The organism is Streptomyces sp. HUAS 31 (assembly GCF_028198125.1).
GTDB classification, from domain to species: Bacteria; Actinomycetota; Actinomycetes; order Streptomycetales; family Streptomycetaceae; genus Streptomyces; species Streptomyces chartreusis.
This window is the reverse complement of record NZ_CP116353.1, coordinates 9626381-9648532: the sequence shown is the minus strand read 5'-3', so window position 1 is coordinate 9648532 and position 22152 is coordinate 9626381. Positions and strand designations below refer to the sequence as shown.

The window sequence follows — 22152 nt, the reverse complement described above, 5'->3', positions numbered from 1 at the left end:
GCCCCGACAGGACCGTCACGTGGCTCCCTCTTCGACCACCTCCGTCTTCATGCGCCCCTCGGACGAGACCTTCGCGGGGGTCCATTGGAGGCGGGTCGTGCACAGGGAGACGATGACGGCTGACGCTGCCACGACGGCCATTCCCCAGGTCAGGTTGCTGGCTTCGGCGACGAAGCCGATGAGCGCGGGGCCGACGAGGAGGCCGGTGGTGCCCGTGGCGGCGACCAGGGAGAGGGCGTCCGGGCCTTCCGCCGCGGCGGCGACGTAGAGGCACGGTGTCACGGCGGCCACACCCAGGCCCACGCACGCGAAGCCGAGGAGCGCAGGCACGACGCCTCCGGCCAACAGGGCCAGAGCCAGTCCGATGCCGGCCACGGCGCTGCCGACGCGGACGACGACGGCGTCGCCCCAGCGGCTGCGCCAGCCGTCGCCGAAGAGGCGCGCGAGGACCATCACGACCGAGATGACCGCGATGCCCAGCGGGGCGACCTGGGCCGATGCGCCGGCGACGTCCTTCAGGTAGAGCGCGGACCAGTCGTTCATGGAGCCTTCGACGACCTCGGCGAAGATCATGGTGCAGCCGAGCCAGAGCATGACCCGTGTCGGCCTGGCCATCTTGCGACGGGTCTTGCCGCCTTCCTCCTGCTCGGCCGGCTCCTTCGCGGGGGCGTCGTCGGCGAGCAGGCGCGGGCGCGCGCAGGCGAGGAGCAGCAGGAGTACGGCTGACGCGGCGGCGAAGTGGGTGACCATGCCGGAGGTGAGCGCGGTCATGCCGGACGACAGGAGGGCGGCGAGGAACGAACCGGCGCTGAAAGTGGCGTGCAGCTGCGTCATCGCCGTACGTCCGTGGGCCGCCTCCAGGGCGGCGCCCTGCGCGTTCATCGCCACGTTCAGGCAGCCGACGGCCACACCGTCCGCGCAGAGGATCACCAGTGTCACGGGGTAGTTGGGGGCCACGGACAGCGCCAGGAGGATCGCCACCAGGCCCAGCCCGGAGAGCAGGGCCAGGCGGCGCGCGCCGAGGCGCTTCATCAGGAAGGTGACGAGCGGGAAGGAGGCCGCCGCGCCCGCCCCGGTGACCATGAGCAGCAGACCCACCTCACCGGCGCTCAGGTCGAGGCTGGTCTTGAGGGCGGGAATGCGGGAGATCCAGGTGGCGTACTGGAACCCGAGGAAACAGAACAGCGCCGCGATCGCCAACTGCGTACGTCTGAAGTCGTCTAGGACACGGGGCACGGGAACCGGGCCACCTCCTTCGAAGGGCTGGTACCGCTGCCGGGCACCGGGATGGACATGTACACGGCGTTGTCGCCGTAGCTCTCCGGGAGCCGGACCCTCGGGTGGGCCCGGTAACCGTGCGCGGCCCAGAAGGAGGCCATGCCGTCGACTGCGACGAGCGAGATGTGCTCGAACCGCGGTCGCGCGGCGGCCGTCAGCCGGGTCAGCAGGCCGCCGCCCCAGCCCCTGCCCCGCTGTTCCTGTGCGACGACGATGTCGTGCAGGTGGAGGTTGCGTGAGTCGTGTGCCGGCTCGTCGGAACGGGCCAGCGTCGGGTAGCGGAACATCGGGTACGGCAGCGAGAGGAGGTATCCCGCCACGTGTCCGTCGAGGTCGAGCACGAAGCAGGTGTCCGGCGAGGCGCGGCCCTTCGACTCCAGCGCAGCGCGGCCCTCGGTCAGGGAACTGCCCGCGTAGGCCGCCGCCTCCAGGTCTGCTATGCCCGTCCAGTCCGCGTCGCGCACGGGACGGATGCGCGCGTCGAGGCCCGCCGCTCCCCCGCTCACGCCGCCGCCCCCGTACGCCCGATCCCGTCGGGGACCGCCGTGTGCGGAAGCGGTCCGAAGCCGTTGAAGCCTTGTGTCATGTAGCTGGTGGCGTAGGCGCCGGCCGACAGGACCCAGACCGGGTCGCCGGATGCCAGCGCCTTGGGCACAAGGCGCTGGGCGGTCCCGTAGGCGTCGTCGCTGTCGCACGTGGGACCGGCCACGACAGCGGCCACGTAGTCGCCGTCCAAGTGGCCCGGGAAGACGAGCCGGTGGCAGAGCTCGTCCATCTCGTAGAGGCCGTTGAACTTTCCGCAGCTCAGGTACAGCCAGTGCACGAGTTCGCCGTCGGGCTGCCGCCGCTCGGTGAGCCGGTAGACGTGCGCGCGGATCGCGCCGTGATCGGCGACCAGGTGACGTCCGGGCTCCATGACGAAGTCGAGCGGCGCCGCGTTGAGGTGCCGCAGCTCGTCCATGCCCTCGCGGAGAACGGCGAACATCTTGTCCAGCGGCGGCTCCAGCCTGCGGCCGTGCCGGTCCAGGTAGCCGAGCGCCGGCAGTCCGCCGCCGAGGTTGACGTGGTCGAGCACGATTCCCTGCTCGCGCAACGCCACCATGGTGTCGGCGAGTTGGTCGACGGCCTGGCGCCATGCCTCGTACGTCATCTGCTGCGAGCCGACGTGCACCGAGAGCCCGGCCGGGGTCAGTCCGGCGGCTCGGGCCGCCGTCAGCACGCGCACGGCGTCGTCCTGCGAGCAGCCGAACTTGCGGCTCAGTCCCCACAGGGCGCCTTCCCCGCTGGTGGCGAGCCGGCAGTACACGCGGGTGCCTGGGGCGTGCGCGGCGACGGCCGCCACGTCCTGCACGCTGTCCGTGGCGAAGGTCCGCACGCCGAGCCGGTGGGCCTCGGCGATGCTCGCGTCGGACTTCACGGTGTTGCCGTAGTGAACGCGGTCGGCTGGTACGCCGAGCCGCAGCGCCTGCTCGATCTCCGCGGGGCTGGCCGCGTCGAAGCCGGCGCCCCGGTCGGCGAGGCAGGTCAGCACCTCATCGACCGGGCACGCCTTCATCGCGAACCGGACGATGACGCCGGGCAGTTCGCGCACCAGGTGGTCGTACTGGTTCCCGACCCCGGCCAGATCGAAGACGACGCAGTCCGACGACGCGGCGGCCAGGGCGGAGGCCAGTCGCGTGCCCAGGTCCACGCTCACGCGTCCGCACTCCCGAGGCCGGTCTCCCGGGCGGCGCGCACCAGCGCGGGCCAGGCGTCGATCAGGAGCGCGAAGTCCTCCGTGTCCCGCCGTGCCTCGTCCAGCAGCTGGTCCCGGCGTGCGTCCATCCGGTCGGCGAACTTGGCGTAGCGGCCGCCCAGTTTGCGGTACGAGGTGCTGACGCGGTCCAGGCGCCAGATGTTCTCCGTCCGCTCCAGCGCGGCGCTGTCGCGCAGGAAGCCGGCGATGACGTCGCCGCGTACGTGCTCGTGCTCGTCCAGCAGCGCGGCACCGGCCGCGCCCATCCGCTCGTAGACGTCGTTGAAGTAGAGCATCGACAGCAGGAACTTCACGAACCGCATCTGGTAGGCACGAAAGCCCGCGTCGGTGCGCCGGAAGGGCGTGTAGAAGTTCTCGATGTGGCGGTTGTGCAGCACACCCGGCAGCGCGGCGTCGTGCACGAGGTGGATGAGGAAGTAGTCGCTGCCGATGGTGTCGGTCGCCGGTGGCAGCGGCACCCGCTCGTACACGTCGTGGTCGAAGGCGATGTTGCTCATGTCGACCCGCATGGGGTCGACGAACGTCAGAGTGGAGTGGTCCGCGGTGAAGGGGGTGGTTCCGGCGCCCTTGAAGGACTCCTCGACCAGCTGTTCCTTCTGCTCGTCCGACCAGTCGGTGGGTGCCCACAGGCTGACGACGTCGTGGTAGACGCCCGGGTCGAGCTGCTCGATCTCGGCGATGTCCACGGACGGTTCGCCGATGAAGGAGGCCCCGACCATGGACACCGGACGGTGGTCGTGGCCGGCGGCGAGGACGGTCTCGGTCACGGCGGGCGACGCCTCGGCGGCGGGCTTGCCGAGCGAGGACAGCTCGTGGTGGATGGGGAAGATCTTTTCGCCCTCCAGCACTTGGTAGGTGCAGTCGGAGTCCCTGCGGTGCACGGACCGGCAGCCGAGGGCACTGGCGATCAGGAAGGCGCGGTTGGTGCAGGCGCCGTAGGAGAGCGCGGCCGGCAGCATGAGGCCGAGCAGCCGCTTGGGTACGGCGACGTCGGAGCGCTGGATCGCGCGGCGCAGGAAATCCCGCTGGCGTGTCTCGTCGAGGTGGTGGACGATCACGTTCGGGGTGGCGGGCAGGCCGGCCACGACGCGGGCGTGCTCGGCCCGCGTGCTCTCGTCGCAGGAGTCGAGGATGAGCAGGTGCACCTCGGTGCCGAAGGTGCGGGCCGCGTAGGCGGCCTCCTCGCCGATGCCCACGATGGCGTCCGTGCACGCCCTGTTGGTGGGCAGGGCCAGGCAGATCCGGTCGGTGCTGGTCTGTCGGTTCACTTGGTGCTCTCTCGTTCGCTCCAGGAGTCGAGTCCCAGGAGTTTCCTGCCGAGGTCGTCGAGCGCGGCGGGGCCGTACCGGAGTGACTCGTGGCGGTCGGCGTCGCCCAGCAGCGTGCCGTTCCAGTCGGGCGTGCTGAGCGTGCGCCACGACTCGACGCGGGAGCGGCGCAGTTCCTCGTGCTCCTCCAGCGCCGGCATCATCGACAGGTACTGCACGGCGCGGACGCCGTGGTCGGAGGTGTTGGGCGCGACTCCGTGTGCCAGGAGTCCGTTGAAGATCAACAGGTCACCGGCCTGTAGGTCGGGCCGTACGACGGGGAACTCGGCTCGGTCGATCGCGGGCCTGATCGGGTCCCGGCCGGCCGGCTGCGCGACCCGCCACTCCTCGAACTGCCGGAACAGCTCGGGTGCGCACTGGAATCCGCCGAGTTCGGGCTGGGTGTCGTTGAGGGCCAGGATGCCCTGCACCCGCTGCGGCAGTACGCCCAGCGTGGTGTCGACGTCCCAGTGCAGCTCGATGTCGAAGCCCTCGTCGGTCGGCGCGATGAGGGAACGCGAACGGCTGCCGCGGTTGGGCGGGTTGAGGTTCAGCCGGTCGAGGGTGACCCACAGCTCGTCGCAGTCCCAGACATCGGCGAAGGCATCGTAGACCCGCCGCGTCTGCCGGTTGTCCCACATCAGCTGGTGGTGGTACGCCTCGACGAAGCCGTAGACGTGCAGGTCGCGGTCGAGGTCCGAGCGGAACTCGCGCTCCTCGTACCAGGTTTCGGGCCGGTCGGGGTCGAGTCCCTGGAACTCCCAGGCGAACTCGTACAGGCTCTTCGCCTCGCCCGGCGAAATGGCGTTGCGCACCACGACGTATCCGTACGTCTGCCAGAAGGCGAGGTCCTGTTCGGACAGCACGCGCAGCGGCTGCGACTTCTCGATCTCTCTGAGCTGCGTCTGTGCGAGGTAGGTCTCGCCGTCGGCGCTGAAGTAGGGGCGCCGGGTCGGGGCGCGGTACAGGTAGGGGTCGGATGTCGGCATGCGATCACTCCAAGGCTCGAGTCCTCAGTGGCCGAGGGGAACTCCAGGCCGTCACTGATCGAACTGAGGTTCCTTCAAAGTGGACTGGACCAATTCGTGGTGTCAATCGCATCCCGGCGAAGTTGCCGCGAACTGCCTGTCAGTTGCCTGTTGTCGGCCGCCCCGCAGGCTCGGGCCGCTCCGGGCGCGACAACTCGCCGACACTTCGAGGGTTCCGCCCGCAATTTCGAAGGTCCGCCCGTAGTGCCGTCACGAGGCCGATCCTCGGCCCGGTTCCGGCGCGCCGGACGAGGGCCAAGGCCGTGGACCCGCAAGGGAATTGGTCTAGACTTTTCAGTGCGCCAGGGCGGCCCACAAGGCCGCTCCGGCCGCTCCCGGGAGATCGCGGAACCATCTCCGCCCCGCGACACGCCGCCACCCAGTTGGACTAGACCAAGGGCGAGTTGGGGGCTATAACGAATCACCTGCGAGTGCGCCCGGAAGGCAGGTCATGACCACCGACGTGAGCATCGTCCCCTACGACACCGGAATGCCGGGTGTCGTCGCACGGGTGCCGAAGTACTACCGCGTGAAGCAGCGGGTCCTCGAGATCGCGGAGTCGCTGACGCCGGGTTCACGCATGCCCGCCGAGCGATTACTCGCTGTCCAGCTCGACACCTCGCGCACCACCGTCCGACTGGCGCTGCAGGAGCTCGTCGGTGAAGGCCGGCTGGACCGGATCCAGGGAAAAGGCACCTTCATTGCACGACCGAAGCTCTACCGCGTCCTCCAACTCACCTCCCACACCGAGGACATGCAGGCTCAAGGACTCGAACCCGCCTCACGCATCCTGGACATGCGCCACATCGAGGCCGACGAGCAGCTGTCGCGTCTGCTCGACATCGATGTCGGTGAGCGGGTGGTGCGTATCGAGCGGCTACGGCTGGCCGGTGGCGAGCCCATGGCCATCGAGACGACCCACCTCTCCGCACGGCGCTTCCCCGACCTGCGCGAGGCACTGGCCAGGCACAGATCCCTGTACACGGCCCTCGCCGAGGTGTACGGCGTGCACCTGTCGGAGGCCGAGGAGGGCATCGAGACCAAGCTCGCGACCCCGTACGAGGCCAGGCTGCTCGCGACGGACGTGGGACTTCCGATGATGCTGCTGTCCCGGCACTCCCACGACACCGAGGGCAGACCGGTGGAATGGGTCCGCTCCGTGTACCGCGGCTCCCGCTACAAGTTCGTGGTGACCTTGATGCCCATGACGGACTGTACGTCCAACTGAGTCCCGTCCGGTTCCGACCGTTCCACCTCGTTGCTCGCGCCCCCCACGTTCACGGCGATCCCGCACGCTGCCGCCCCCTGATCGCGCGACCGGCCCCCGACACGGCCCGCTCCGGTGCGGGGACCGTGCCTGCATGCAGCGCTGAGCCTCCAGGCCGGCCCCCACGACCGAGCCCCTGAGGACCAGTCCCGCCCGCCAACCCTGGGAAAGTCGTGACACGACAGGGTGTTCTCACCAGCCGAACCGAAGCCGTCCCGACATCGGCCGAAGCCGTCCCGACATCGGCCGAGGGCGACCGACCACCAGCCGCCGGCGATCCGGAAGGGACACGCCCTCGCATTCCCGGCCACGCACCGGCCACCGCACGGGCGTCGGCGGAAGTCGCCGACACGCAGGAGGACCGCGCCTGGATGCCCGGCCGTCCGCCCGCCGCCACCACGCGAGCGGAGGCCCGCCTCCCGTGATACAGACATCGTTGCCGACGACACTCGCGGACGCACTGGTCACCGCACGTGAGGCGGCCTGCCTGACCCAGGAGGACCTGGCGGAACGGTCCGGGGTAAGCGTGCGGGCCATCCGCAACCTCGAGACCGGCCACACCTCCCGCCCCCGCAAGCAGTCGCTGCTGCTGATCGCCAAGGCCCTCGGGCTGCCTCCGGAGGAGGTCGGCCGGCTGATGCGCAGACCGGGCGCCGAGAGGCAGCAGCCACCGCCCGGTCTCGTACCCGCCGAGCTCCCGGCTGCCCCCCGCCACAACCTCGTCGGCCGGAGGGCGCACGTCGACTCGCTGCGGGCGCACCTGTCCGGCAGGGAGCACGTCGACACCGGACGGCCCGCGGTCGTCGTCGGACCGCCCGGCGCGGGGAAGACCGCGCTGGTCCTCGAAGCGGCACACGGCGTACGCGACCGGTTCCCGGACGGACAGGTCTTCGTGGACCTCCACCCGGGAGTGTCCTCCACGCCGCTGACGCCGGACGAGATCGTCCCGCGCGTACTGCGCTCCCTCGGCGCCGGGTCGACTGCGGGTCATCCGGAGGAAGCGGCTGCCCGGCTGCGGGACGCGCTGAGCAGGAGGCGCGTCCTCGTCGTCCTGGACAACGCCGACAGCGAGGCGCAGGTTCGGCCGCTGCTGGTGGACGGCTCGCGCAGCGCCGTACTGGTCGCCGCACGCCGCGAACTCCCCGCCCTCACCGCCCAGTTCCGCCGGAACATCGGCGTCCTCGGTGACGGGGACGCCCTCCAGGTGCTGGAGGACCTGCTCGGACCCGCGCGCACGGGCGCGGAGCGGTCGGCCGCGTCGCTTGTGCTGCGGTTCTGCGGGCGGCTGCCGCTGGCCCTGCACATCGCCGGGCTGTGGCTGTCGGCGCGACCGCATCGGTCGCTGCGTGATCTGGCGGACCGGCTGACGAACGAGCAGGACCGGCTCCGCTTCCTGCACATCGGCGATCTGTCCCTGGAGGCCAGTGTGGCGGCCTGCCACAGCTCGCTGCCCGCCCCTGTCAGGGGCGCGTTACAGCGGTTGAGGACGGTGAACGGCGACTTCGACGTCGACGACATGGTGACCCATGTGACCCCGTCGCGCGGGCTGGCCGCCGATCTCCTCGACGAGCTCATCGATCGTCAGATGGTGCACGCGGTCGGACCGACCGCCGACGGCCGACTCCTGTACCGGCTCCATGACGCGGTGCGCCAGTACGTGGCGTACGGCCCGGTCGGCTCCTGTCACCCGGACCGCGTGGCGGGTCAGATCTGGCTCCCGAGGCAGGCTGTGGACAGCGTCAGAAGGGAGGCGTGAGCCTCGCCGTCGCCCTTGGCCACCCGCAGGACCGGCCGATGGACACGATGTCGTGCCTGCGGCCGGGGCCAAGTCACCTGGCACTCCTGCCACTGGCCGGGTGGCCGTCCCTGCCCGCCGCTATCCGCCTCGTGGCGCAGCGAACGCCGTTTCCCTGGTGACCTGTTCGCCGAAGCGAATGCCCATCGGGTCGCATCCACCGTGTCATGGTCGAGCGTTAATTGCCGTCGGCACCCTCGGTCGGGCCCTGTTCCGAGGCGTGATCGGCGACGCCCGCATTTCGTCTCCGTCGTGGGAAAGTTTCCGAGACCCTATGCAAAAGGGATTTCGGCTGCAGACCGGGTCCAACTTCCCAGAACTGAAGCATTGACGTGCTCCTTGCCCTAAAGGACGAGGATTCCAGCCTGGGTCGTCTGACCCTTCTGGGGGCTTCCTGCTTCAACGCGCTGTGCCGGGACGGACCCGGTCTTACCTGCGCTCCACGAGGCGTTTAGCCTGTCCGCCCGTCCGGCGGCCATGATGTTGCGGGCTGCGTTGACGTCGCGGTCGTGGACGGTTCGGCACGCCTGACAGGTCCACTCACGGACGCTCAGGGGCTTGGGGCCGTCCTTGATCCCGCAGGCCGAGCAGACCTGGGAGGTGGGCTCGAACCGGCCGATCTTGCCGAAGTGCCGGCCGTGCTTGACGGCCTTGTACTCCAGCATCGCAACGAACTGCGACCAGCCCGCGTCGTGCACGGACTTCGCCAGACGGGTGCGGGCCAGGCCTTTGACTGCCAGGTTCTCGACGTAGACCGCTTGGTTGTCGCGGATCAGATCGGTGGAGAGCTTGTGCAGCCAGTCGCGCCGCCGGTCCGCCACGCGGGCGTGCTGACGTGCGACCCTGGCCCGCGCCTTGGCGCGGTTGTTGCTGCCTTCGGCCTTGCGGCTGAGGGTCTTCTGCATCTTCTTGAGCTTCTTCTCCGCCCGGCGCAGGAAGCGGGGCGAGTCGACCTTGGTTCCGTCGGCGAGTACCGCGAAGTGGCCGAGGCCGAGGTCGATACCGGTCTCGGTGTCCAGTTCGGGCAGGAACTCCGGGTCGGTGTCCACGACGAACGACGCCCAGTACCTGTTGGCGGCGTTCTTGGTGACCGTGACCGACGTCGGCACGGCAGGGAGCTGCCGGGACCAGCGCACCCGGAGGTCTCCGACCTTGGCCACGTACAGCTTGCCGTTATCACGCAGGCAGAAGCCGTTGGCGGTGAGCCGGATCGACTGCTTGTTGTCCCGCTTCGACTTGAAGCGTGGCGGCGCGACCTTCGGGCCCTTGCGCTTGCCGGCGTGGGAGGAGAAGAAGTTCCGGTAGGCGGTGTGCAGGTCCCGCAGAGACTGCACCAGCACCACCGAGGACACCTCGCCCAGCCACGCCCGTTCCTCGGTGCGCTTGGCGGCGGTGATGACCTGCTTCTGGAGATCGGTGTCCTTGATGTACGGCAGCTGTGCCGCGCGGGCTTCCTGACGGGCGCGAAGGCCGTCGTTGAAGACCACGCGGGCGCACCCGAATGCTCTGGCCAACGCGGCGCGCTGGTCAAGCTCGGGGTATACGCGGAAGTTGTACCGAAGCTGCACAAGCCTGATCGTACGGCCATGCACCTGCGCCGCCCTCATCGGGCGGCCAGCAGCGGGTGGACATCGGTGTAGCCGCGGGTGGCTGCGAGCACGATCAGCACTCCCGCCAGGGCGAGCAGAAAGGCGTGAGTTGCGTCTGTACGGGAGAGGGAGGGGACAGGTCGGACCAGGCGATGGAGAAGTTGTTGACGCCGCAATGGAGCAGCATGACCAGCGGCATGCTTTCGCCGGACTTGTTGAAGACCCAGGTCATCACGGCGTTGAAGAGGAGCGCCGTGGCGACAAACTCAACCGGCACGCTCCACGCCACGTGCGGCCCGCCGCCCCAATCGGTGAGGAAGAGCGGCAGGTGCCAGGCTCCCCACAGGACGCCGACGACGAGGGTGGCGGACAGGAGGCCGTAGCGGCTTTGCAGGCGTCGCATCGCGAACCCACGCCAGCCCGGTTCTTCGGCCAGACCGGTCGTGACCATCTGGATGAGCAGGCCGGGCAGGTCGGCAGCGAGAATCATGGCCGTCGGCAGCACGCTGGCTGCAGCGTGACCCTGCTGTCCCGCATCGCCGCCGCCCACCCGCACATCACGAAGGCCTGGGTAGACGCCGACTACCGCACCACCGCCATCGACCACGGGGCCCGCCTCGGCATCGACCTCCACCCCGCCAACGCCCGCCCGTGGCGAGTTGCTTCCGGCCATGGGGAAACGTGGGCACTTGCCGCTCGGTCCGTGGGTGCTGGACGGCCTTCCCGGCCCGGCACCTGCCCACGGGGAGCTATAGAACGTCCTAAAATGGAACAAATATCCATCGATGATCGAGGGTAACGTGTCGGCCAACGGTGTGGCATCGAACTTGTACCCGTTCGGCGCCGCAAGTGTCGGCGAAGCGCCCGAGCGCGACGACGCGCTGGTCAGTGCCATCGTCGGCGCCGTGGAGCTGACCGGAGCGCATACCGGTAGCGTGTTTCTGCTCGCCGGCGACCGCCGCTCGCTCGTAGTGGCCGCGTCGTGCGGGTCGCCGCTCTCCCTGCTCAGCGGATGGCGTCGGATCCCGGTGAACAGCGGTCTGCCAGTGGCGGAGGCGTACCGTTCCGGGCGCATGGTCCATCTGGCCGGCGCGGAGGAGACGATGCGGCGCTTTCCGCAGCTCTCGGTCGCCCTGCCCTACCCGTTCGGCTCTGCATCCGTCCCCGTACGGGCGGGCAACCGGACCTTCGGGGCCATGGCCGTGGTGTGGACGGCCAGGCCGGACGGGACAGGACTGTCGAGGGCGCAGCGCCGGAAGCTGCGCTCCGCCGCCGACCGGCTGGGCAGCACCCTCGCCGGACTGCGGGCCCGCGGCGCGCTCGGTGAGTACGACGAGCGAACGGCTCCGGTAGTGGTGCCGCTGCCATCCCCACCGGTGATCCGGGTGGGCCTGTTCGACTGGAATCTCGGCACCGGAGCCCTCACGGCCGACGACGAGCTGTGCGCGATTTTCGGAGTGCCGCCCCGCGAGTTCGACGGACGGGCTGCCACGCTGGCGGCCATGATCGAGCCCGCGGATCTGCCCGGCTTCCGATCCGCCGCTCGTGACGCCGTCCAGGAACGCCACGTACTGACGTACTGCCTGCGCATCCGGGACGGCCGCGGAGGCCACCACACCGTCGAGCTGTGGGGTCGGGTACCAGATAACCCTGACGACCTTGAGACCTCGGCCCATCTGGTGGGCGCCGTGCTCGATTCCGGGAGCCGCATGGCCGCCGTGGCGGCGATCGAGCGGCTCGCGGACGGCTTCTTCGCGCTCTCACCCGACGGACGCCTCGCCTACGCCAACCACAGCCTGGAGAATCTGCTGGGCGTGCGCCAGGGCGAACTGCTCGGCCGACGTCCCTGGGACGTCCTGCCCTGGCTGGCCGACCCCGTGTACGAGGACCGCTACCGGGCCGCACTGGTCTCCCAGCAACCGGTCTCTTTCCTGGTCCGCCGCCCACCGGACAACTGGCTGGTCTTCTCCCTCCACCCGGGCGCTCAGGGCGTGACGGGGTGGGCGGCACCGGCGCGACAGCCCGTACCGGCCGACACCGGACCCGGTGCGACCCTCACGGCAGGGAGACCGCCCGGCTCCTGGTCGCCTCCGCCCGCGGCCCCCCGCGTGGGCTCCCTCTATCGGGTGCTCACACTGGGCAGCGCGCTCACCGAGGCGGTTACCGCGCACGAGGTGTTCGAGGCCGTCGCCGAGCAGCTGCTGCCCGCTTTCGGCGGCCAGAAGCTGGCGATCGCCGTGGTGGAGGGGCGGCGCCTGCGCCTGCTCGATCAGCGCGGCTACTCGAAGCGCTTTCTCGCCCGGTTCGAAGGCACTCCGCTGCATGCCCGGCTGCCCGTGACCGACGCGCTGACCTCCGGGACCCCGCTGTTCGTCGAGTCCCGTGAGGAGCTTCTCGGGACCTACCCCGGGATCATGGTCAGTCAGTCCAATTCCTGGGCGTTCCTGCCCTTGATCGCCTCGAACCGCCCGGTCGGCGTCTGCCTGCTCGGCTTCGACGACGTTCACCGATTTCCCGAGGAGGAGCGCGGAGTTCTCACCGCGCTGGGCGGCCTGATCGCCCAGGCCCTGGAACGCGCCAGGCTCTACGACGCCGAATTCGCCCTCGCCCGCGGCCTGCAGAACGCGCTGCTGCCGCATCGGCTGCCCACACTGCCGGGCCTCGATGTCACCGGGCGCTATCTTCCGGGCACCAGAGGGATGGACATCGGTGGCGACTGGTACGACGTCATCCCCACCGCCGACGAGGTCGCGCTGATCGTCGGGGACGTCGAGGGGCACAACGTCGCCGCCGCGGCCGCCATGGGCCAGCTGCGCAGCGCGGTGCGGGCCTTCGCGACCGCCGGCCACCGGCCGAGCGACGTCGTCGCCAACACCAACCGGCTCCACATGGATCTCGACCCGGCGCTACTCGCAAGTTGCTGCTACGCCCGCCTCCATCCTCGCTCAGGGGTCGTGCGCATCGTCCGTGCCGGCCACCCCCCGCCCTTGCTGCGCCTGCCCGACGGCCGGGCCGAAGTCTTGGATGTGCCCGGCGGCCCTCTGCTCGGCATCGACACAGCGGCACAATTTCCGGAGTCGGAGCTGCGCCTCGTCCCCGGGTCGGTCCTGGCCCTGTACACGGACGGACTGATCGAAAGGCGTGACTCGGACATCGATTCCGACGTCGACCGGCTCCGGGCGACACTGGCCCGCATGGGCGGGGGCCGCCTGGAGGATCTAGCCGACGCGCTGCTGCGGGACGCCCGCCGGTCCGCCGACAGGGCGGACGACATCGCCCTCCTGCTCACCGAGTACGCCCCGCCACCGCAGACGACGAGAAAGGCAGCCTCCGCACATACCGGCTCCGCCCCGTCGCCGTGAGGCAGCAGGCTCTCCGGCGTCGCTGTCCCCGGCCGCAGATCTGCCGGTACGCCCCTCGGTAACCCGACGGGTCTCAGGTCCTGGCACTGTCCCTGTTGGCAGCCGTAGTGATGGAGAATGGGGCACCCCTCACTGGCCGAACGGCCGTAGAAGGATCGGCTGAACTCGTCTACGGTCTGCTCTGGGCGGGCTCCCAGCCCACTCAGCTCGCCCTGACCGGGGCGGAGCTGATGTCCTTCGGCGTGCGGGCCCCGCGCGAGGTGCGCGTCGACGAGGCCCTCGTCCGGGTCGGCACCGGTGCCGAGCTGGTCGGCGTACCGGAGAGCGAGCTGAGGCTGTACGAGGGCGTGGGCGCCCTGCTGCGGTACACCGCCCCGGGGGCCCCGTCCTGACGCCGATGCTGCGCCACGAGGAACGTCGGCACACGCTGGCCGAGTCCGTACGGTCCGGCCGTGCGGCTCGCGTCGCCCTGGTAGAGGTCCGGGACGACATCAACCGTGGACTTGCCGGTTGGTGGGCCAGACGCATCCGAGGTGAACTTCCGAAAAGCCACAGCACCGGGCTTGTCCTCCAGCAGTACCGCGGAGCGGGCGTCGGCGCGGTGGGTGGCGAGACACGCGTTCGGGTGAGGGCGTGACGTGATCAAGGAAGAGAACGGGGGCAATGGCGGACTGCACGGAGTGGGTTCGAAGGACTTCCGAGACCAGCACCAGGGCCACGGTCGCGGCACCGTGGCCGGTGCCGGCTCGTACACGGCCGAGCACGGCATCCCAGCTCCCCCCGCTGGTGCGGGGGTCAACTGCACGCTATCCGTGGGCAGTTAAGCGACTGCAAACGACGTCTAAAGCACGCACGGGTGCGCAGCCACGCATTTCAGCGGACGGCGGGGATGACGCCGGCGGCCTCCAAGCGTGCCGGATCCGCCCGGAGTATGGCCTCGTGGGCGAGGCGCAGGGTGGGTCCCGGCTCGACGCCGAGCTCTTCTCTGATCATCCGGCGGGCGCTGCGGTACGTCTTCAGCGCGTCCCCCTGACGGCCGGCCCGGTAGAGGGCGACCATCAACTGGCGGTAGAAGGGCTCCCGCAGCGGATGCCTGACGAGGAGGCCCTTCAGGTCCTCGATCACCTCGTGATGGCAACCGAGTGCCAGCGTGGAGTCGATGCTCAGCTCGATGCAATTCAGCCGCTTTTCCTCGTGCACGGCCGCGAACGATTCAATGTCCAACGACCCTTGAATTCCCTCCAGAATAGGCCCCCGCCACAGCGACGAAGCCCTGCGGAGAAGTTCGGAGGCATGCAGAAAATCGGCCGCACCGTATCGTTCTCGACCACGAGTGTAGAGCACTTGAAATTCTTGGAAATCGGTTGTGGCGCCGCTCACATCGAGGATGTATCCCGGCGATGTCGTAACGATCGGAGACGTTCCTGTCGGTCCGTTCAGGATTTTCCGCAACTGTGAGACGTACACGCGCAGACTCGCGAAGGCGCAGCGCGGCGGACCCTGCTCCCAGAGTTCCGCCACCAGCTTCTCCCCCGGTACGGTCTTGCCCGCCCTGATCAGCAACAGGGCGAGCAGTTTGGTGAGCTTGGGCTGCTCGGGCGTCAGGTCGACTCCGCCGCGAGTGACCCGCAGCCGCCCCAGCAGCTCGTAGCGGAGCGCAAGGTCGGCCTGTAAACAGGGCACGGACACGACAACCCCCCGAATGCGCGTAACGCATTCAATTAAGATTCCGGTTCCCCCGCTGGACCCCAGGCATGGGGCCACATATGGACAGCAGTTTTACCGCTGTGCCGTGCAGCATATGCGAGGCCGTTGCACGTTGCCAGTGCTTTCCGTTACACAGCCATTAAGGAGAATGAAAATCTGAAGGCGCGGATACGGGCGGCCGGAGAAATACGACCGCCACCTACCGGGTGACCGAACGACATTCAGCCAAGAGCCCGGCCCGCCGGTGAGCGGGCCGGGCTGTCCGGGCCGAGAGCATGCTCGAGTCTGCGCCGCCGGTCAGGCGGCCCCCGGTCAGGCCGCAGCCAGCTGCTCCGCCCTGAGTGTTTCCAGCAGCCAGGAGAAGAGCCGCTCGTGGAACAGCCGCATCGCACCCGAGTGGCAGTGCGCCCCACCCCCCTCGTCGGCCGTGAACACATGCAACGTCTTGGGCGAGTTGAGCCCTGCGTACACCTTCTTCGCGTGCTCCAGACCGGCGAAGAACAAGTCCTCCTCCGCGTCGAGGACGAGCACGGGGCTGCGCACTTGGCCGATCACCTCCGACAGACCGAACGCGGCCAGCGTGCGCAGCAGTTGCGACGGGGTGTCGGCGCCGAAGGTCCACAGCGCCTGCCGCAGCAGCCAGCGGGTGAAGGTCTGCCGGGCGGCGATCCCCCACATCACCGGGTCGGCGAAGTCGTCGCATCCCTGCTCGACCCACTCCAGGACAAACGGCGGCAGCCCCACGACATCGCCCAGCTGCCAGACCGCGTCATGGGCGACGCAGCCGGCCAGCCGGTGCTCGAACGCCGCAGCCCGCACCGCGAGCAGGCCGCCGAGGCTGGTGCCCATCAGCGTCAGACGGTCGGGGTCCACGCCGGGCAGGGCCAGTGCGTGGTCCACGACCGGCGTGACCACCTTCTCCCAGTCGGGGCGGAAGACCAGCCCCTGCTCGCGCAGGACCGACCCCTGCCCGGGCCCCTCGAAACAGAGACAGTGGTACCCACGGGCGAGGGCCGCCGCCGCCACGAAGAAGTAGCCCTCCTCGACGGTGGAGTCGAGCCCGCCGTGGTGGATGATGGTCGGCCTGGGCTCGCCCGAGTCATCCGCCCGGTAGAAGTAGGCGGGCAGTGAGGTGTCCTCGTAGGGGATGCGGACGAGCTCGGGCGGTCGGTCCATGAGTTCGGCCGCGTTGGCGAAGGTCTCCCGCGAAAGCCGCATCAGTCGCAGGGCCTCCGGGTCCCGTGGTTGGTCGCGCTGGAAGAACTCGGCGGTCCGGTAGTAGTTGTGCGCCCGCAGCAAGGCAGAACGGGCGTCGAAGGTGCGGCCCTCGTCACGGGCTGCGGTGCCCAACCCGTGGACGCGTTCGGCGAGAGTGGCCCACGCGTGCCGCCAGGCTTCGGTGTCGCCGTCGGGGATGTGTGCGGCGACTGCGACGACCTCACCGAGCTGCGCACCGCCGTAATCGGCGTAACCGGCGGTGCGCAGCGCCTGGTAGTCGAAGGCGGGGTCGTCGAAGAGGAACTTCATGACAGCGGCTCCTGTGGTGGTGGGAGGTGATCCGGTGCCGTGCCGCGGCCTGTCCCGGCACGGGTGGTGCGGGTTCCGTTCAGAAACGTGTCGACGATCGACTCGGCGAACGACACTGATTCCACGGGGCGTTGACGAAGAATCAGCCGAGCGGCCATCGGGCCGGTGAGCAGTTCGACGGCGTCGTTCAGGTCGAGGTCGGCGCGCAGCTCACCGCTGGCGACGCCGTCCCGCAGCGCCCGCAGCATGGCTTCGCGTCGTGCGGCGACGACGGTGTCCTCGAACCTCTCGACCAGTTGCGGGCGACGCACCGCCTCCCCGAGCAGGCTGCCGATCAGGCGGTGCAGGTTGGTGTCCTGGCCGCGGTGGCGCAGCTGGTCCACCAGGGCCACCAGCTGGTCCCGCAGGCCGAGTCCTTCCAGCGGCGGCACGGGGAGATCGAGGGTGCTCAGCGCGGCCAGCACCAGCTCCTCCTTGTTGCGCCAGCGGCGGTAGATGGTGGCCCGGGCGACGCCGGCGCGTTGGGCGACCAGGTCCATGGACAGGTCGCCGAAGCTGCATCCCTCGCTGAGCAGGCCGAGCGTGCTGTCCAGGATCGCCCGGTCGGCGGCGGGGTCGCGCTGGCGGCCGCCCCGGGGAGTGTGTCCCGGGGCAGCCGCCGAACGTTCGACGTGTGGCGGCATGCGGTTTTAGACCTCCGTGGTGTGGACCTCTTTGTTGGCGGTCGGCTCTTCGGCGCCGGGCGTCCCGGCTGCCGTACGGGAAGGCAGGAGCAGCAGGCAGACGAGGGCGCCGAGGAAGGTGACGCCGGCGGCGACGAGGGCCGTGAGGTGCATCGCGGACACGAACGCGTCGACGGCGCGGGCCGCGAGCGCGGAGCCGGGCGCCCCCAGCTTCTCCGCGACGGTGAGGGTGGCCGCGACGGACTCCCCCGCCGTGTCGCGGACGGGGGCGGGCAGCGCCGTCAGGTGGTTCTCGACCCGGGAGCGGTAGGCGACGGAGAGCACCGAGCCGAGGACCGCGACGCCGAGGGCTCCGCCCACTTGTCGGAAGGTGGTGCTGACCGCCGCTCCGGTTCCCGCGCGGTCCCGGGGTACGGCGGACATCGCGGCGGATGTCGCGGGGGGCATGACGCAGGAGATGCCGATGCCCATGACGAAGAGGACGGACTCGATGACCCAGACCTCGGTGTGTTCGTCAATGGTGGCCACGGCGAGGAAGGCGAGCGAGGCGAGCAGCATGCCGCCGGCACACACCGGCCGGACCCCCACGCGCTTGGCGGCGAGCGTGGCCGGCGGCGAGAACGCCAACTGGGCCACGGCCAGGGGCAGCAGCAGGCAGCCGGCCTCCAGCGGGGTCCAACCACGGACGCTCTGCAGGTAGAAGACCAGGAAGAAGGTGGCGCCGAGCAGGGCGAAGAAGACCAGGGCGATCACGGTCACGGCGGCGGAGAAGCGGCGGTTTTGGAAGAGGGCGAGGTCCAGCGCGGGACGCGCGCTGCGGCGTTCCCAGAGAGTGAAGAGAGCCAGGACGGCGAGGCCGCCGAGCATCGGCCCCCAGACCGTGGCGTCCGCCCAGTCGTTCGACTCGCCGCCCTTGATCACGCCGTACACCAGGACGGTCAGGCCGGCCACGGAGAGGACGACGCCGAGGGGGTCGAAGCCGGTGCGCTCGGGATCGCGGGACTCGGGTACGACGAACAGGGTGGCGACGGCGCCGATCACGACGATGGGCAGGTTGATCAGGAACACCGCGCCCCACCAGAACCGTTCGAGCAGGGCACCGCCGGTGATGGGCCCCAGCGCGACGGCGAGTCCGGCGGCGCCCGCCCAGACGCCGATGGCCTTGGCGCGTTCGGCGGGCGGGAAGACGGCCATGATGATCGCGAGGGTGGCGGGCAGTACGAGGGCGCCGCCGACGCCCAGCCCGGCCCGGGCGATGATCAGTTCGTCGGCACTGTCGGCGTAGGCGGACCACAGGGAACAGCCGCCGAAGACGACGAGTCCGGCGAGCAGTGTGCGTTTGCGGCCGCAGCGGTCGGCGAGGACACCAGTGGTGAAGAGCAGGGCGGCGAAGACGAGGGTGTAGGAGTCGATCGACCACTGCAGCTCGCTCTGCCTGGCCCCGAGGCCGACGGGTGCCGGCTCGGCGAGTGTCTTCAGGGCCACGTTCAGGATCGACGTGTCCAGGACGACGAGGAGAAGACTCACCAGCAGGACCGCGAGGACGCGCCACCGGTGCGGGTGCGCGGCCTGCGGGGTGTGCTCGGCGAGCTTGAGGCGGGGCTGAGATGTCACGGATTCCGCTCCTCGAAAGGGAGAGGGGTGCGTGAGCCGAGTGCCGTTCTACTGCCGTGTGTTGTCGACGCTAGACCTGGCGGGCAATCGAGTCAACGGTGTATCGAAACAACGTTGACTCGATTGCCGGCTCCCCGCTGGGACGCACTTCCACGAGCCGTCACGGACCGTCCTGTCCCGGCGCCCTGCCGAGCAACCAGCCCATCATCCGGGCAATGGGCGAGCTACCGCCCGTCCGATCCCGGCGCGCGGCCGAACAACCGCCGTGCGGACCGGGCACCCTGACAGTCGGCCACCGCCTTTCGATCCCGGACCGTTGTCGAAGGAGCGTCGTATGGTGAGGCGCGCAGTCGGCCTACCCGCCTTCCGGGCCCAGCGCGCTGGCGACCACAAAGCCGCCCGCGACTTGTTCGCAGCGCAGGTGCCAGCCTCCTGCCGTTCCGTCCAACCGCCAGCCGCCGTCCCGCGGTTCGGGCTGGGGGCGCAGACGGGAGAAGTCGTGCGCCAGACCGACGCCGAGTGCTTTCGTGTAGGCCTCCTTCAGCGTCCACAGGCGTACCAGCCTCAGGTTCCGCTCGGCCAGCGGCAGCCCGCACAGTTCCGCCAGTTCTTCCGGGTGGCAGAACTTCTCGGCGAGTCCGGGTGCCAGCAGGGGGCGGTCCGAGGCCTCGACGTCCACTCCGATCCGGCGGCCGCGGGCGACCCCGACCACCAGCATCCCGGCCGTGTGGCTGATGCTCACATCCAGTCCGGCGGGCCGGTGCAGGACCGGCCGCCCGTGGCCGTCACGGCCCACGACCACTCGGTCCGGTGCGGTGTCCGCCACGACGGCCACGGCGTGGCGCAGGAGCAACCGGGAGCCCAGAAGCCTTGCCCGTACGAGGGATTCGCGCGCCGTCCGGTAGCGCGGCCAGTCCGGGCCGAGCACCTCACGCACGGCCGTCTCCCCTCCGCTTCCCCAGTCGTCCGGCCGGCCGTGACAGACCGCGTATCCGTACCGCAGCACCGCCTCGTGGACCGCGCGCCAGCCCACCGCAGGCACAGGGCCGACAGGGAGCGGTCTGCCGTCAGTTGGGGAACCTCCGGAAAGCGGCCCCCCATCAGGTGACGAGCCCCGGGGGGCCGCCCCCTCGAATGCCGCGTCCGAATCCACCATCACCGTCCCCTTCGCCATCTCCGTAGGCACTGCGTGCCAGCACTGACTGTGCCAGTTCGCGCACCCACCGTTGCATCCGCTCGGACAACGACCGCCCCGAAGACCCCAAACCCGTGACGTGCGCACCAATTTTCGCTTTACATCTCCTTTTCACGACACCTCAAGGCTGATGTCACCGGGTGGCACGCGGTGCCTCCCCAAGGTTCCACACCGCACCAGTACCAACCGCGGAAAGGACAGCCTGTGCCTCACCAGCCTGACCCCCGAACGTTGACGGACGCCGTACGAGCCGGCGTGGAACGCCATCCCGACCGTGCCGCCTTCGTGTACCTGCACGAGGACGGCCTGGGGATGAGGCCCGAGGAACTCAGTTACGCCGAACTGGACCTGCGGGCCCGTGTCGTGGCCGCCCGGCTGCGCCAAGCGTCCAAGGGTGACCCTTCTCGCCCGGTCCTGCTGCTCTACCCGCCGACCCTGGACTTCGTCACCGCCTTCCTGGGCTGCTTCTACGCCGGCCGCACGGCCATTCCGGCTCCACTGCCCGACGAGCCCGGCGAACGGCTGGCCAGGGTCAGCGGCATCCTGCGGGACGCCAAGGTGGGAGCGGTCCTGACCCTCCCCCAGTACCGGCAGGCCATCAGTGCCTGGCTGGCCGCCTCGGGGGAGCAGGACGTGGTGTGCCTGTCAACCGGCGCCGACGAGGACGACGGCACCGATCCCGACCTGTGGACCCCGCCCCGGGTACACGGCACCGACGTGGCTTTCCTCCAGTACAGCTCCGGCTCCACCAGCGAGCCCAAGGGCGTGATGGTCACGCACGCCAATCTCGCCGCCAACCAGGAGGCCATCCGTTCCGCCATGAAGACGCCGCAGGGTGTCGTGGCGGGCAGCTGGCTGCCGCTCTACCACGACATGGGGCTCATCGGCATGACGCTGCAGCCGCTGTGGGTGGGAGGCACCAGTGTGCAGATGTCACCGATCTCGTTCATCAAACAGCCGGGGCGCTGGCTACGCATGATCCACGACTACCGGGTGGAGGGCACCGCCTCGCCCAACTTCGGCTACGAGCTGTGCGTCCGGCGCGTCTCCGAGGAGCAGTCGGCGGGGCTGGACCTGTCCAGCCTGCGGGTGGCGCTCAACGGGGCCGAGCCGGTGCGCGCCGACACCCTGCGCGCCTTCGTCCGGCGCTTCGCCGGCAACGGACTGCGCGCCGAAGCCGTACTGCCCTGCTACGGCCTGGCCGAGAACACGCTGCTGGTCTCCGGCAACGCCCCCGAGTCGCCGCACCTGGAACTCACCGTCGACGCCCAGGCCCTGGAGCAGGACGAGCTGCGTCCCGCCCGCACCGACCGCCCAAGCCGCACCCTGGTCAGCTGCGGCCGCCCGACGGACACCGAAGTGCTGATCGTGGACCCGATGACCCTGCGGGTGCTGCCCGGCGGGCAGGTCGGCGAGATCTGGCTGCGCGGACCGTCGGTGGCCGCCGGCTACTGGAACCGGAGGGAGCTCACCGCCGACACCTTCCGGGCGGTGACGGCGGACGGCCGGGCCGGCTGCTTGCGCACCGGCGACCTCGGGGCGCTGCGCGACGGGGAGCTCTATGTCACCGGGCGGATCAAGGAGATGCTCATCCAGCACGGCCGCAATCTCTACCCGCAGGACATCGAGCAGGCCGTTCAGGAGTCCGGGGACGCGTTCCGGCGTGGCGGCGGCGCGGTGTTCAGCGTCACCGACGAGGCGTCCGAACGCGCCCATGTGGTCGTGGTGCAGGAGCTCAGGGCCTGGGCGACCAGCGACGAGGAGGCCCCGGCCCGCCTCGCCGCCTCCGTGCAGGCGCTGCTCAGCCGCCAGTTCCAGCTGCCCGCGGTGAGCGTGGTGCTCGTACGGCCCGGGGTGATCCGCAAGACCACCAGCGGCAAGACGCAGCGCACGCTCATGCGGCGGCTCTTCCTCGACGGCGGCCTGCCCGTGCTGCACCAGCGCCTGGCACCCGCGGTCCTCGCCCTGCTGCCCGCAACGGACGCGGCACCCGCGCCCACCGCCGCCGTGTCTCCCCGCCCCTGAGATCCGCGTCCGAGATCCC

17 protein-coding genes are annotated in these 22152 nt (G+C 70.0%); 5 read left to right on the top strand and 12 right to left on the bottom strand.

The window, feature by feature from the left end:
- Positions 1-15: 15 nt before the first annotated feature.
- From PGH47_RS41845 to PGH47_RS41825, 5 genes are read right to left on the bottom strand one after another with little or no spacing between them, the layout of a single operon-like run.
- Positions 16-1236 (bottom strand): MFS transporter, encoded by a 1221-nt coding sequence (locus tag PGH47_RS41845; RefSeq protein ID WP_271667863.1) that lies wholly within the window; start codon positions 1234-1236, stop codon positions 16-18.
- Positions 1221-1784: a GNAT family N-acetyltransferase gene (locus tag PGH47_RS41840; protein ID WP_271667862.1), complete on the bottom strand. Its 564-nt coding sequence runs from the start codon at positions 1782-1784 to the stop codon at positions 1221-1223. The genes PGH47_RS41845 and PGH47_RS41840 overlap by 16 nt, the downstream gene beginning before the upstream one ends.
- The gene (locus tag PGH47_RS41835) at positions 1781-2974 is read right to left on the bottom strand and encodes a type III PLP-dependent enzyme (protein ID WP_271667861.1); all 1194 of its coding nucleotides are present in this window, start codon (positions 2972-2974) and stop codon (positions 1781-1783) included. The genes PGH47_RS41840 and PGH47_RS41835 overlap by 4 nt, the downstream gene beginning before the upstream one ends.
- The gene (locus tag PGH47_RS41830) at positions 2971-4302 is read right to left on the bottom strand and encodes a DUF6271 family protein (protein ID WP_271667860.1); all 1332 of its coding nucleotides are present in this window, start codon (positions 4300-4302) and stop codon (positions 2971-2973) included. The genes PGH47_RS41835 and PGH47_RS41830 overlap by 4 nt, the downstream gene beginning before the upstream one ends.
- Positions 4299-5330 (bottom strand): phytanoyl-CoA dioxygenase family protein, encoded by a 1032-nt coding sequence (locus PGH47_RS41825; protein ID WP_271667859.1) that lies wholly within the window; start codon positions 5328-5330, stop codon positions 4299-4301. Before PGH47_RS41825 ends, PGH47_RS41830 begins: the two co-directional genes overlap by 4 nt.
- Before the next feature lie 490 nt (positions 5331-5820).
- Here PGH47_RS41825 and PGH47_RS41820 point away from each other — a divergent pair, with 490 nt between their 5' ends.
- Both PGH47_RS41820 and PGH47_RS41815 read left to right on the top strand, forming a co-directional pair.
- Positions 5821-6597 carry a GntR family transcriptional regulator gene (locus PGH47_RS41820; protein WP_271667858.1) on the top strand — a complete coding sequence of 259 codons (777 nt, stop codon included), beginning with the start codon at positions 5821-5823 and terminating at the stop codon, positions 6595-6597.
- Positions 6598-7057: 460 nt separating this feature from the next.
- Entirely contained in the window at positions 7058-8392 is a 1335-nt protein-coding gene (locus PGH47_RS41815) for a helix-turn-helix domain-containing protein (RefSeq protein ID WP_271667857.1), read from the top strand.
- Positions 8393-8775: 383 nt separating this feature from the next.
- Here PGH47_RS41815 and PGH47_RS41810 read toward each other — a convergent pair whose 3' ends face one another.
- A complete protein-coding gene (locus PGH47_RS41810) occupies positions 8776-9999 on the bottom strand; it encodes an RNA-guided endonuclease InsQ/TnpB family protein (RefSeq protein ID WP_271667856.1) in 1224 nt (407 codons plus the stop codon).
- A 94-nt stretch (positions 10000-10093) separates the two neighbouring features.
- A complete protein-coding gene (locus tag PGH47_RS43315; RefSeq protein WP_271667855.1) occupies positions 10094-10693 on the bottom strand; it encodes a CPBP family intramembrane glutamic endopeptidase in 600 nt (199 codons plus the stop codon).
- Positions 10694-10835: 142 nt separating this feature from the next.
- On the opposite strand from PGH47_RS43315, the gene PGH47_RS41800 reads away from it, so the two are divergent.
- Both PGH47_RS41800 and PGH47_RS41795 read left to right on the top strand, forming a co-directional pair.
- Positions 10836-13382, top strand: a complete 2547-nt coding sequence (locus PGH47_RS41800) for a SpoIIE family protein phosphatase (RefSeq protein WP_271667854.1) — start codon at positions 10836-10838, stop codon at positions 13380-13382.
- Between the two features lie 95 nt (positions 13383-13477).
- Positions 13478-13774, top strand: a complete 297-nt coding sequence (locus PGH47_RS41795) for a hypothetical protein (RefSeq protein ID WP_271668305.1) — start codon at positions 13478-13480, stop codon at positions 13772-13774.
- A 481-nt stretch (positions 13775-14255) separates the two neighbouring features.
- Here PGH47_RS41795 and PGH47_RS41790 read toward each other — a convergent pair whose 3' ends face one another.
- From PGH47_RS41790 to PGH47_RS41770, 5 genes are all read right to left on the bottom strand, one after another.
- Positions 14256-15071 carry an AfsR/SARP family transcriptional regulator gene (locus PGH47_RS41790; protein WP_271667853.1) on the bottom strand — a complete coding sequence of 272 codons (816 nt, stop codon included), beginning with the start codon at positions 15069-15071 and terminating at the stop codon, positions 14256-14258.
- A 330-nt stretch (positions 15072-15401) separates the two neighbouring features.
- Positions 15402-16616: an alpha/beta hydrolase family protein gene (locus tag PGH47_RS41785; protein WP_271667852.1), complete on the bottom strand. Its 1215-nt coding sequence runs from the start codon at positions 16614-16616 to the stop codon at positions 15402-15404.
- Positions 16613-17299 (bottom strand): TetR/AcrR family transcriptional regulator, encoded by a 687-nt coding sequence (locus PGH47_RS41780; protein WP_271667851.1) that lies wholly within the window; start codon positions 17297-17299, stop codon positions 16613-16615. The genes PGH47_RS41785 and PGH47_RS41780 overlap by 4 nt, the downstream gene beginning before the upstream one ends.
- Positions 17300-17305: 6 nt before the next feature.
- Positions 17306-18913, bottom strand: a complete 1608-nt coding sequence (locus PGH47_RS41775; RefSeq protein ID WP_271667850.1) for a DHA2 family efflux MFS transporter permease subunit — start codon at positions 18911-18913, stop codon at positions 17306-17308.
- Between the two features lie 355 nt (positions 18914-19268).
- The gene (locus PGH47_RS41770) at positions 19269-19850 is read right to left on the bottom strand and encodes a 4'-phosphopantetheinyl transferase family protein (RefSeq protein ID WP_271667849.1); all 582 of its coding nucleotides are present in this window, start codon (positions 19848-19850) and stop codon (positions 19269-19271) included.
- A 513-nt stretch (positions 19851-20363) separates the two neighbouring features.
- On the opposite strand from PGH47_RS41770, the gene PGH47_RS41765 reads away from it, so the two are divergent.
- On the top strand, positions 20364-22133 hold the full coding sequence (locus PGH47_RS41765; protein ID WP_271667848.1) for a fatty acyl-AMP ligase: 1770 nt from the start codon (positions 20364-20366) through the stop codon (positions 22131-22133).
- Positions 22134-22152 lie beyond the last annotated feature (19 nt).

Bases quoted from the DNA above. Each gene is read 5' to 3' on its own strand.
- PGH47_RS41785 (WP_271667852.1), bottom strand. From the start codon at position 16,616: ATGAAGTTCCTCTTCGACGACCCCGCCTTCGACTACCAGGCGCTGCGC.
- PGH47_RS41780 (WP_271667851.1), bottom strand. From the start codon at position 17,299: ATGCCGCCACACGTCGAACGTTCGGCGGCTGCCCCGGGACACACTCCC.
- PGH47_RS43315 (WP_271667855.1), bottom strand. From the start codon at position 10,693: ATGGCCGGAAGCAACTCGCCACGGGCGGGCGTTGGCGGGGTGGAGGTC.
- PGH47_RS41820 (WP_271667858.1), top strand. From the start codon at position 5,821: ATGACCACCGACGTGAGCATCGTCCCCTACGACACCGGAATGCCGGGT.
- PGH47_RS41825 (WP_271667859.1), bottom strand. From the start codon at position 5,330: ATGCCGACATCCGACCCCTACCTGTACCGCGCCCCGACCCGGCGCCCC.